11 protein-coding genes are annotated in these 12,796 nt (G+C 29.2%); all 11 read left to right on the top strand.

The genetic code is table 11. The features are described 5' to 3' along the window. Positions 1-331: 331 nt before the first annotated feature. Entirely contained in the window at positions 332-1,393 is a 1,062-nt protein-coding gene (locus CUEA01_RS11090; protein ID WP_234121697.1) for a phosphodiester glycosidase family protein, read from the top strand. Between the two features lie 11 nt (positions 1,394-1,404). Next, the gene (locus CUEA01_RS11085) at positions 1,405-2,463 is read left to right on the top strand and encodes a hypothetical protein (protein ID WP_234121696.1); all 1,059 of its coding nucleotides are present in this window, start codon (positions 1,405-1,407) and stop codon (positions 2,461-2,463) included. Between the two features lie 265 nt (positions 2,464-2,728). Next, on the top strand, positions 2,729-3,454 hold the full coding sequence (locus CUEA01_RS11080; RefSeq protein ID WP_234121695.1) for a L,D-transpeptidase: 726 nt from the start codon (positions 2,729-2,731) through the stop codon (positions 3,452-3,454). A 22-nt stretch (positions 3,455-3,476) separates the two neighbouring features. After that, positions 3,477-4,490: a phosphodiester glycosidase family protein gene (locus CUEA01_RS11075; protein WP_234121694.1), complete on the top strand. Its 1,014-nt coding sequence runs from the start codon at positions 3,477-3,479 to the stop codon at positions 4,488-4,490. A gap of 14 nt (positions 4,491-4,504) precedes the next feature. Continuing rightward, positions 4,505-5,650 (top strand): hypothetical protein, encoded by a 1,146-nt coding sequence (locus CUEA01_RS11070; RefSeq protein WP_234121693.1) that lies wholly within the window; start codon positions 4,505-4,507, stop codon positions 5,648-5,650. Positions 5,651-5,887: 237 nt separating this feature from the next. Continuing rightward, complete coding sequence (locus CUEA01_RS11065; RefSeq protein ID WP_234121692.1) at positions 5,888-7,564, top strand: purple acid phosphatase family protein; 1,677 nt, start codon at positions 5,888-5,890, stop codon at positions 7,562-7,564. A gap of 857 nt (positions 7,565-8,421) precedes the next feature. Continuing rightward, positions 8,422-9,033, top strand: a complete 612-nt coding sequence (locus tag CUEA01_RS11060; RefSeq protein ID WP_407929252.1) for a site-2 protease family protein — start codon at positions 8,422-8,424, stop codon at positions 9,031-9,033. 141 nt (positions 9,034-9,174) lie between these two features. Then, positions 9,175-9,810: a tRNA (guanosine(46)-N7)-methyltransferase TrmB gene (gene trmB / locus CUEA01_RS11055; RefSeq protein ID WP_234121690.1), complete on the top strand. Its 636-nt coding sequence runs from the start codon at positions 9,175-9,177 to the stop codon at positions 9,808-9,810. A gap of 20 nt (positions 9,811-9,830) precedes the next feature. After that, positions 9,831-10,577 (top strand): elongation factor P 5-aminopentanone reductase, encoded by a 747-nt coding sequence (ymfI, locus tag CUEA01_RS11050; protein ID WP_234121689.1) that lies wholly within the window; start codon positions 9,831-9,833, stop codon positions 10,575-10,577. Between the two features lie 91 nt (positions 10,578-10,668). Then, complete coding sequence (locus CUEA01_RS11045; protein WP_234121688.1) at positions 10,669-11,466, top strand: MBL fold metallo-hydrolase; 798 nt, start codon at positions 10,669-10,671, stop codon at positions 11,464-11,466. A 210-nt stretch (positions 11,467-11,676) separates the two neighbouring features. Further along, the gene (gene dapF, locus CUEA01_RS11040) at positions 11,677-12,645 is read left to right on the top strand and encodes a diaminopimelate epimerase (protein ID WP_234121687.1); all 969 of its coding nucleotides are present in this window, start codon (positions 11,677-11,679) and stop codon (positions 12,643-12,645) included. The last annotated feature ends 151 nt before the right edge of the window (positions 12,646-12,796 follow it).

Raw genomic sequence — 12,796 nt, 5'->3', positions numbered from 1 at the left:
GATTTTAGTTTCTAAAATTGGATAAATATGTATTTTTTAAGTTAAGAGGTTAATTATAATTTTTTCAATTATTAATATATATAATTTTTATAGGAATTTAAAAGAATTTGTTGTAAAATAGAAATTATGTTGTTAAGTTATGTATTAGCGATTTGACTTATTTTGTATATTGAGTTTTAATTTTTATAAAGATATAGCAATTGAAACTTCAAATTAACTTGTATCAAAATGCCGTTTTCTGGACATTTTGATGCAAATTGATTTTGATAGTTGAAACGGTATATACATAGTTGTATAAAATTCAGGTTGGTATATGAGAAAGGAGAAAAAAATGTCCTTAGAAAGACCAGATTATAGGAAGAAAAATATAAAAAGAAGAACATTAAAAAAGAAAAACAGCAAGGTTAAACTGGCTATATATTTTATTGTTTTTCAAATTTTATTTGGAATATTAACAGCACCATGGATAGTATATTATGGTCCATTTAATAATTTAAAGAAAAATATAGTTGGAGCAGCTATGACCACTTATTCACATCAATTTATAGCAACTTTATTTTTGTCAGATGCCTCGATACAAAAAATACGTAATGGCGGAGATGTAGGAGTATCAAACTATAAAGATGAGGATTTAAGTCAAATTAATGTAGCTTCAAATGATGATACTATACAAACGGAAAAATTTACTTCAGAAAATGGCAAGTTCAGCGGACAGCTGCTTATAATACATAATCCTAAAAAAGTGAAAATAGGTTATTCCTCACAACTTGGAATTGAGGGACAGAAAACTAGTCAAATAGCTAAAAATAATAATGCCCTTGCAGCTATAAATGGTGGTGGTTTTCAAGATAAAGGAGCAAATTCAACGCAACTTTGGACAGGCACAGGAGCGTTTCCAATAGGTATCATAATAAGTAAAGGCAAGGTTGTTTATCCTAAGGATGGCAATTACAATGAAAAGCAATATGGTGTATCTGGCTTAACACGAAATGGAATATTGGTCGTTGGCAATTATACTATAAATGAACTTTTGGCTAAAAATGTAACTGAGGCAATTAATTTTGGACCAAATTTAATTATTAATGGAGTAGCTCAAAACAGAGATGAAAATGGAAATAATATTGATAGTCAAGGTGCACAGCCAAGAACTGCCATTGGGCAAAGGAAAGATGGTGCAATATTGCTGCTTGTTATTGATGGAAGGCAGGGCCTTCAAATGGGGGCATCCATCAAAGATGTACAACAAATAATGCTTAAAGAAAAAGCATATAATGCTGTAAATTTAGATGGAGGAGCATCTACCACGATGTATTATAATGGACGTGTAATAAATAACCCTTGTGATAAATTTGGTGAAAGAACGGTATCAACTGCAATATATGTTGAACATTAGAGGTAATTAAAATGAAAGCATCGAAAATATTTATAAAATGGATTGCAATATCGCTTGTTATTCAGGTATCAATTTATTTCTATTTAGATCATTTTTATTTTTCAACAGGTGGAAATATTAAAATAACAGAAGGTAAAAGTTTGTATCAAAAGAAAGAGATAAAGCCTAACGTTACAGTTGCAGATGATTGTAGTGATATTAGTCTTTCATCAGATTGTAGTTATACGGCATATTTTCAAAATGGAGTAGTAAAAGTTGTCGATACGAATACTGGAAAGGCTAGGGGGAATCTAAACTTTGGACAAGGTATTCAATGCTTAGCATATAAATGGATTCCAGATAGTGATAGGATGATAATTGCCGAAAAATTACATACTGACACTGGAAGATTTATAAGATTTTATTCATATGATGCAGAAAATCAGCGTAAAGAAGAGGTTAAGGAATATTCAACTCAAAAATCAGATTCTATAATTGCACTTGCAGGTAGTAATGAAAAGGTTGATATGGCAATGTCAACACTTACTAATGTAATGTATTCAAAAGTTTTATATAGCAGTGGGCTTTCTGCCATATATAGAATTGATGCTAATGAAACAATGACTAAAGTAGTTACTGCTGTTAAAAGAATAGGTAAAATAGGTGTTGCATCAAGAGATGATCAATTAGTTTATGAGGATTTAATAAATTCAAAGGTAAGAACAAATACAAAAAGCCGTGTTATAACTATAAATGGTAATAGTAAACTTAAATTAGTTGGAACAGATGACGATGATAACATATATGTTGGATCTGCAATAGGAAATGGAAAAGTAAATAAAATATTTTATGGTAATTTGTCACAAAGTATGAATACTTGGAAAAGTATAAATTTAAATTTAGCTTCTAGTACTGACAATTTAAAGGTTATGCCAAATGGAAAAATATATTTAATTGATCACATAAATAATAATATCAAAGAGATAAAAAGTGGACAAACTATTAATTATTCGGGAACATTTGTTGGAATATATGATGATGGAATTGTTTCAATTGATAATTCAAAATTAAAGCTAGAAAATGTAAAATAATTATTTGTTTTAGTGCAGTTTTCCGATATTATTTTACAATAAATATAAAAAAATTGTTTCATTTTTGTTACAAAAGATGTTCTCACTTGACTTAATAATATTTTACAGGTATCATTAAAATAATTGCACATGCATTTCAAAAAATTGTGTGTAATTATTTCAAGTTTTAGTATATTATATTTTTTGTGAATTCCTATATAAATATTTAAATATTTATAGTAAAATATACAGTAGAAATTTGGGCGTTTGGGGGGGAAGCATTAAATTGATTAATGAAGTTGATGAAAAGTATAGAGCAGAAGATAACAATGGCTCATCTATGGGACGTGAAAAAAAGGTGAATAAGGGTTTTGTTGCGGTATTGGTGATAATTGTATTGATTGCTATGATTTTTGGAGGCGATTTTGTTTATAAAAAAATGCTAGCCAGTCAATCAACGAATGTAAGCAGTAAAAAAAGTGTATCCGTAAATAAGCCGAGTACTGAGGTAAATATTCAAAAAGATAAAAACGTAAAAATTGATAATAGTAAAGTTCCTTCAGCTAATGATAATAATGATGCAAATAATTCAATAGAAAATGACAAGAAAAATCTTATAGCATTAAATGAAGCTGTAAAACCTTTAAAAATTGAAGTTGATTTAGATAAACAGAGAGTTTATGTTTATGATGCAAAGTCAAGGATGGTACAAGCATTTGTATGTTCATCAGGAATTTCTGGCGCAGACACGCCAAAGGGTGAATATACAATTAAGGAAAGAGGATACTCATTTTTTAGTGAGAAATATCAAGAAGGAGCGTATTATTGGACTCAATTTATGGGAAACTATTTATTTCATAGTGTGCCTTTTGATAAAAATCAAAACATTGAGACAAGTGAAGAACAAAAACTTGGTACTAAGGCATCACATGGTTGTATTAGGCTTGCTATAAGTGATGCAAAATGGATACATGATAACATACCAAGAGGAACCTTAGTTGTAATAAAATAGTGGTTTATAGAGAGGAATTGCAATGGATAGAAAGGAAAAAAATAAGGGGAAAAGTAAAAAAAAAGGTAGCTTATTAAAAACGTTTATAATTTTTCTTGTTTTCGAAATAGTATTTACAGGAATTACAATTCTTCCATATGGAATGTATGGACCTTTTAAAAATTTTAGAAACAATGTAATTACTATTTTAATGGGAACAGGAAAACATCAGTATATTGCGAAAATGTTTTTTAGTGATAAAAAAATTTCGGAAATAGTAAAGGAACAAAGTAAGCCACAAAAAACTAGTGGAAATACAGCAGTTACAAAAATGGATGTAAAAGAGGATAAAGTTACCGGTATAGAAAGAGTCGACTTCGATGGAACCGGAGGAACGTATAGTCATGCTTATGCTTATATAATAAATGATCCTACAAGAGTTAAAGTAGGTGTTTCAAAGCAAATAGGATATGTTGGTCAAACAACTCGTGAGATGTCAAAGGAATATAATGGAATACTTGCAATAAATGGCGGACATTTTCAAGATCCACAGGGAAATGGACCTGGTGCCGTGCCAAATTACGGAGTTATATCTGATGGTCAAATTAAATATGAAGATTCAGAACATCCAATTTGGTACGATATGGTCACTATTGATAAAAATGGTAAACTTTCTGTAGGTCAAAGCGGTACGCCAAATGATTTTATTAGTAGAGGTGTTGTTCAAGCTGTTGCAGGTGCTCCATATGTTATTGAAAACGGTAAACGTAATATAGAAAAAGGTACAAATCTTGAAGGACCACAGCCTAGAACTGTAATTGGGCAAGATGATAAAAATAGAATTATATTTCTCGTAATAGATGGTAGACAGGGATTAGCTTTGGGGGCAACTGCACAGGATGTTCAAAATATTATGCTTAAGTTAGGTGCAGTTAATGCAGTGTGTCTTGACGGTGGTGGATCTAGTACAATGTACTATAATGGCGAATTAATAAATAATCCATCTAGTTCGACTGGCGAAAGAGCAATTCCAGATATGTTATACATAGAACCATAGTAAAGGAGAATTGTATGAAGAAAGTTAGAAATGTTATTATTTGGGTAATTGTTTCTGTGATTGTTCAAACTGGTATTCTATATTATTTTAACAATTATTACTTTGGTTCCACAACTAAAGTAGTAGGTAAACAAATACAGAATACTACAAAAAAGATTAATAATATTTCAGTATTTATACCAAAAGATGCTGATCAAATAAAAATATCGCAATCAGGAAAATATGCGTATTATTATTCACAAAATCAATACTATGTTGTAAATATGTTAGATGGAAAAATTAATAAAATAGATTTGGACGTCAGTCCTACAAACGTTGGATTATGCTGGCTTATAGATAGAGATGCTATAATGATTTTGGAAAAAGATGGTTCTCAATTTCAAGCCTATACATATAATCCAGTTACTAATTCAAAGGATTTAAATCGTGACTCAAACGATGAAATGCAAAAATATAACTTAGGATATAATTTGAAATTTATAGACATAAAGCAGAATAATATTAGCACACATACTTTCATTAAAGTTGCAACTAGTAAGGAATCACTAAGAAGGTATATCTATAGGCTTGATATATCAAATGGACTAGAGCAAATGGATTTACCAATACACAACATAGGTGATTATTATATTTTTAAGCCAGAAGATAAACTTGTATATGAGGATGAAGTTGATAAAAAAGTATATATAACAGACCAAAACCAGGAAACTCAGCCAGTAAATATAGATGGTGTTGACCAATGCAAACTTCTAGGCGTAGACGATACTAATGGATACGTATATATTGGTAAACTTGAAAATGGAAGTATAACGACTATATACTATGCATCCTTAAAATCTGAAGATACGACTAATTCAATTAGTTCAAATAGTAATATAAAAAGTAATAATTCTATTGGAAAAAAGAAAACAACCTATAGTAATGATTCATTTAATCCTAGTTGGAGTGAACTTCATTTAAATGAAACTGTTACTCCAGAGAATATATATATATCGCCATATGGGGATATATATACCATAGATAATTTAAAAGGATTTGTTAAAAATGAAAAAACAAACAAGAAAACTACTTTTGATGGAAAATACTTTGGCATGTCAGATGATGATGTAATAAGTTTTAATCAAGATACGGGTAAACTTATAGAAACAAAATTAAATTAAAAACAAAGTTCTATAAAGGCTGCTAGCCTAAAAAAGTTGTTTTATACTTAACTTTTTTAGACTAACAGCTTTTTTTATAGTTATATTTCCATTAATACGTTATTTATGTTTAATATACTATTAATGGAAAATTAACAATTCACAAAACCGATTTAACATTGGCAGTATATACTCTTTGAGGATGAACGAAATTAAAGGTGTTTATCTTTTATAAAGAAATAAGAGGAGTGAAGGTCAATGAATAAGAGAACCATATCTGTAATGGTGGCAGCGGTTATGACTATTTCAACTGTAGTTTTGGGGGGATCTGGAAAAGTTTTTGCTGCTTATGATGGTACAAGCATAAATTCAGATTTAAATGCTACAGCAACACCAGATCATATAACACTTACATGGTCAGAAGATCCAACAACAACACAAAATGTAACTTGGAGAACAAATAAAGCAGTAGATAAAAATGTTATACAGTACATGTCTTTAAACGCCGAAGATGGTTATGTTATGCAAACTGCAGATGCCACTAAGGAGGTTTTTACTACAGCACCAACAGATGATCATCAAGGAAGTATGAATGTTTTTTCAGTAGAATTAAAAGGATTAAATCCAGGTACAAAATATATATATAGAGTTGGTAATGGAGAAAACTGGAGTGCCTTTAGGACATTTACTACGGAGGCATCTAATACAAGTAATTTTAAATTTTTAGTTTTTGGTGATAGCCAAAGTGGTAATGCAGCTGTACCTAACTATGCACCTTGGAATAAAAATTTACATGCAGCATATAATGCAAATAAAGATGCTAAGTTTATGATAAACATGGGGGATCTTGTTGAAAAGGGACAGGATTATATACATTGGAATAATTGGTTTGATGCGGCAAGTGGAGTAATAGATACGATTCCTGACATGGTGGTTCAAGGAAATCATGAAACATACGATGCGGCTGATTGGAATTCAACTAAACCTCAATATTTTGTAAATCAATTTAAAGTTCCACAAAATGGACCAGATGGCTATAAGGGACAAACATATTCATATAATTATGGTAATGCTCATTTTGTAGTTTTAGATAGCCAAGAAGATGAAGAAGCTCCTAACGATAACTCGTTTTTACAAAAACAAGCTGATTGGCTTGATAAAGATTTAAGTGCTAGTACTGCAAAATGGAACTTTGTTTTCTTCCACAAGACTCCATATTATAACAAAGCTTCAAGAGCAAATGTTACACTTAAAAATATTTTTGATCCTATAATAGAAAAACATCATGTTGATGTTGTATTTAACGGTCATGATCATGGAGTTTCAAGAACATATGCTATGAATGATGGAAAGTATTACAGTGATTATTCAAAAGGAACTGTTTATTATGTAACTGGCAGAAGCGGAGCAAAATATTATCCTGATTTATCTTCAAAAGTGTGGGATGCGTTCTTCTATGATCCAAATGATATGCCATGTTATGAATCAGTTCAATTAAATGGTGATAAACTTGATATAAAGGCTACTAAGGAAGATGGAACTGTAGTTGATGATTTTGTTATAGATAAAGATAATCCAGCTAACAGCACAAAAGTAACTCTTCCAACAGCATATAATGTTGATTCTACAAATCCTGAAGTAAATGCTATAGGTACAGATGCAAGATTAGTTGTATATGGAACTCCAATAGCATTTGGAAGTAATCAAGCTGAAGTGATAAGTGGAAAAGCATATATTAATTTGAAATATGTTGCTGCTTATTTAGATGGAACTTACGATTCTAAAGCACATACATTGACAATAGGAAAAGATGTATATACATTTACAGCTGATCAACTTTCAAAGAGTGGTAATGTTTCTATAGATGCATTAAATGAAAAAGGCTTTAACTGTGAATATAATACTCAATTTAACATGGTTATGATAGATAAATAAATATTGCGAACTAAAGTGTAGTGCAAAATCAAAGAACCTTTGGCAGGTGCAGAAAAATGATGTTAGTGAATAGCGGCTCAAAATCCTAAATAAAATTAATAAAACTAAGCGGCAAATTTTTTAAAGCTTAAGAGCTTTCGAGAACTCGCAAAGATTAGCTCAAACAATCTAAAGCTCTAAAGTTTTAAAAAATTTCCCACTAAGTTTTATACAATTTTATTTTAGAAATTTTTTCGCCACTATTCACTAACATCATTTTTTTCATACACCTGCCAAAGGTTCTTTGATTAATCCACTACATCTTTATTTCACAATATATAATTATTTTCTAATCTAAAAACCATTTTCCTGTACTACACCAAAATTCCGTAGGTACGCTAATATTTTTGATTAATTTATATCCTTGAAATGGAACACTAGAAATTAATAATATAGGTTCAAGAATCTTAATGGGCTTACACCCAAGCCTCTGGTATGTGTTCTTACATTTAAAACCATGTACATTGCGAAGTAGGTGTGTTGTAGGATGATTTAAATAAAATTTTATAAATCTTAGGTAAAAACCTTTAAAAGGCTTAGACGTTTCAATTGTCTGAGCGTTTCTCCAGCGAGTTATTGAAACTTCTTAGGCTTTTAAAGGTTTTTGCCTTAGATTTATTAATTTTATTTAATATCCTGCAATACACTTACTTCGCAATAATTTTTTTATTATAGAAAAAATTATTAGTTATTTTACAATATTTTTTGTTTATTTTATTACAAAGTCTGATATAATTAAAGGGTTACGAATATGCCTTGTAAAAGGAGATGTGAATGGAGGGATTGTTTTGGATTTAAAGCAGTCAATAATAAATAAAATGCTTATGTTACCAGCAATACTTATAGCCTTTACTTTTCATGAATATGCACATGCAATTGTAGCAGATAAGTTAGGAGATAAGACACCTAAATTTCAAGGTAGAATTACACTAAATCCACTAGCACACATTGATATAATAGGTTTTATAATGATACTTTTAGTTGGTTTTGGATGGGCTAAACCTGTAGAAACTAATCCGAATGCATATAAGCATTATTATAAAGATGATTTAAAGGTGTCTTTAGCAGGGCCGCTAGCAAATCTTTTAGTAGCTTTTGTTTTTGGTATTTTAGCTGGAATTATACAAAAATTTTTTGCTGTTAATGAAGTTGGAATTATAGTTTATTGGATAGCTGTTTTTACGGTTTCAATTAATTGTATGTTATTCTTGTTTAATTTAATTCCTATACCAGGATTAGATGGATTTCATATACTTAGGGATTTATTTCCTAAAGTATTTTATAATATTGCGGATTCATTATATAGATATCAAATGATAATACTTCTTATTATAATAGTACCAGTGATTGGTGGAAATTCCATAGCAAGCTACATAATAGGTATACCGCAAAATTATTTGACAAATATTTTTATATCAATTATAAAATAATAAGTATATCTTCATAGATATACCAGTGCAACTATTGAAATTTATGTGCACCAAAATGCCTAGAAGATGGCATTTTGGTACAAATAAATTTTAAGTTTCACAATGGTATATCTTTAATAACGTTAATAAGGAGAAAAAATAATGAGGCTTAGAAAAAAGTGGTGGGCAAGACCGGAGATGGAAGCTAGTCCGTTGTGCATAACAAATCCAAGTGAGTATAAAGGAAAATGGAAAGAAGTTTTTACAAATAATAATGACATTTACCTTGAATTAGGATGCGGCAGGGGAGAATTTGTTTTACAAAGTGCACTTAAAAATCCGGATAAAAACTATATTGCTATAGATCTTAAAGATGAAGTTGTAGTGTTGGCACTTAGAAAAATTGTTGAAGCTGAAATTGATAATGTTAGAACTGTACCACTGCAAATAGCATTTATTAATGAAATATTTGATAAGGATGAAGTTAGCAGAATATATATTAATTTCTGTAATCCATGGCCTAAGGACAGACATAAAAAAAGAAGATTAACTCATACAAAATTTTTAAATAAATACAAAGAATTTTTAAAAAGTAAAAGTCAAATTTGGTTTAAAACAGATGATGATGAATTGTTTATAGAATCACAAGAATATTTTGCAGAATGTGGTTTTGAAATTAAGTATATTACTTATGATTTACATAATAGTGGCTTCGAAGGAAATATAGTAACGGAGTATGAAAAGAAATTTTCTGACCAAGGTGTAAAAATAAAGTTTTTAATTGCCGAACGTATATAAATTTAAAGGGATGATGTTTTGTGTATGACGATTTAAATGGCAAGGTGGCGGTAATTACAGGTGCTTCAAGGGGAATAGGTAGGGCTATAGCGGTAGAATTATCTAAACATGGAGTTTGGGTGGTAATAAATTATAAAAGTGACAGAAATGGTGCGGAGAAAACTTTAGAAATTATAAAAGAAAATAAGGGCAATGGCATTATTTATCAATGTGATGTTAGTTTAAATAATACGGTTAAAGAAATGTTTCAAGACATTGCTAATAAGTATGGTAAGGTAGATATACTTGTAAACAACTCAGGAATATCCAAAGTTGGACTTTTCATAGATATGTCTGAACTAGATTTTGATGAAATAATGAATGTAAATTTTAAAGGGGTTTATAATTGTACAAGTTATGCTGTACGAAGTATGATTGAAAGAAAATGTGGAACTATAATAAATATTTCATCAATATGGGGCAATGTAGGTGCTTCTTGTGAAGTGTTATATTCTGCAACAAAAGGTGCGATAAATTCATTTACAAAGTCACTTGGAAAGGAACTAGGAGCATCAGGTATAAGGGTTAATGCAATTTCACCAGGAGTTATCGATACAGATATGAATAAATGTTTTTCAGAAGATGAACGAAGCCAACTTAAAAATGAAATACCTATGATGAAATTTGGAAAGACAGAGGAAGTGGCTAAAGTTGCTGCTTTTTTAGCTAGTGATGAGTCCTCTTATATTACAGCACAAGTTATAACTGTTGATGGGGGAATGATTTAAAATTAAGTACTAAGATTATGCACTGAATTGAATATAATAATAGAAAACTGTCAATAATCACCAGTATAAATATATATGTAGAGGTGAAGGTATGGCAGTTTTTTGTGTTATATTTGGTGCTATTTTTAGCATGGTTTTTGGTATAATTTCTTTAATAATAAGATTGATTAAAAAAAGAATAAATATATTTTTTACTATTATGACTTTTCTTTCCATGGTGGTAGCAATAGTTGGATTTTGTACAGTTCCAGCGGAAAATTCTAAGTATACAATGTATAGTAAAAATATTAAACAGGATTCATCAAAAATATCTAATACGAATTCAAATACAACAAAAAAGCAATTTATGATTCGTATAATTGAAAATGGAGAAAGTGTTCTTATGCAGTATAATGGTAAAAATATACTAGTGGATGCACCTAAAGAATTAAATAAATCCAAGGAGATATTTAATATATTAGATAAATACAATGTAAAAAAGGTAGATTCAATTATAATTACTTCAAGTGACGATAATTTATCAAGTAATGTTTCAGACTTAATAACTAGATATAATATTAGTGATGTAAGATACAGTACTGATGAATTAAATTATAAAATAAGCGATGCTGCAAAAGCAGTTAATTCGGTTAAAGAAAATTCTAATAAAATGCCACAAAAAATAAAAGGCAATGATAAAATTGAGGATATTAACATACAAGTATTAAAAAATGAGAAGTTGCAAAAAAATATAATTTTTAGCACAAGTGAAAATTGTAATATAAATGTTGTGCTAGATTGTGATAAAGCGAATAGTTATGATAAAAATACGTATAATCATACAATAGAAACAAGCTATAATAATAACGGGGTTGCAATGGCAGAATTAAATATAAATGAATTAAAATAGTAATTACATATATGCTATTTGCACTTTGTATTCTGCAATCTGAATAAATATAATCTAGTTTTATTCTATTTATGGTGATATAATTAGTATAAAGGTAGTAATACGTGTACGTGAAGTAAGGCATACTAAAAAATAATAAGTTTATTTAAAAGCTATTTTCTTTAAGATGCCTAATAAGAGTTTAATTGATTATAAAGGACGTGTTTTTAGATGGATATTAATATGTTAAAATGTCATGGTACAGGAAATGATTTTATACTAATTGATGAGTATAATAATAAATATAATTTTGACGATGATGCTAGAAAACAATTATCTATATTAGGTTGTAATAGAAAGAAACTTATTGGTGCAGATGGAATTTTATTTGTACAAAAAAGTATAACAAGTGATGCAAAAATGAGAATATTTAATTCTGATGGTTCAGAAGCTGAAATGTGTGGAAATGGTTTAAGGTGCGTTGGAAGATATGTAATGGAAATGTTGCATAAAGATAAAGTTGAAATTGAAACCATGAAAGCAAAATATATAGTTGAAAAAGAAGAGGATTTATATATTGGTGTTAAAACCGTAAAAATTTATATAGACTCAATAAGTCTTGATTCAAATTCTCTTCCCATAAAATCTAAGAGCGATAGAGTTCTTTTTGAAAATATACCAGAATTATCCGAGGAGCTTAAGTTTACAGCTGTTAGTATTACAAATCCACATTTGATAGCGCTTACGGATAAAATAGATGAAAAAGAACTTATAGAGGTTGGTGTTAAAGGAAATAGCACTAAGAGCATTCTTCCTAATGGAGTTAATATTAGTTTTTTAAAGGTTTTTAATGAAGGTAATGTTTATGTTAAAACATATGAAAGAGGAGTTGGGTTAACGAAATCTTGCGGAACTGCAATGACTGCATCAAGTGTAGTGGCAGCTTTAAGTGAAAATGTTAAATTTGATTATCCGGTTAATATTTTTAATGATGGTGGAGCCATAAAGACTATAGTTCATAAATATAATGGTAATAAGTACATGGTTGAATTTATAGGAAATGCAACTTTTGTTTTTAATGGTACAATAGAGTTTGATGGAGAAGGGATTAAGAATGTTACAATAGATAAATCTCCATATGACATGGAAACTGAAAGTTATAATAGATTTTTTGATTTTACAAGGAAAAAGTTACAATAAAATTGGTCACAAAATAGTTAATTATTCTAGAAAATATTTCTAATACAATATGTATTGATTACTATATAAATATTTATATTTATATAGTTTTTTAATTATATATATAAAAAAAATAGAAAAAATTTGAAAAAAACATATTCATTTTACTTAT

The sequence above is a fragment of the Clostridium hydrogenum genome (assembly GCF_021432385.1).
GTDB classification, from domain to species: domain Bacteria; phylum Bacillota; class Clostridia; order Clostridiales; family Clostridiaceae; genus Clostridium_S; species Clostridium_S hydrogenum.
This window is presented reverse-complemented; position numbering and strand designations above follow the sequence as displayed.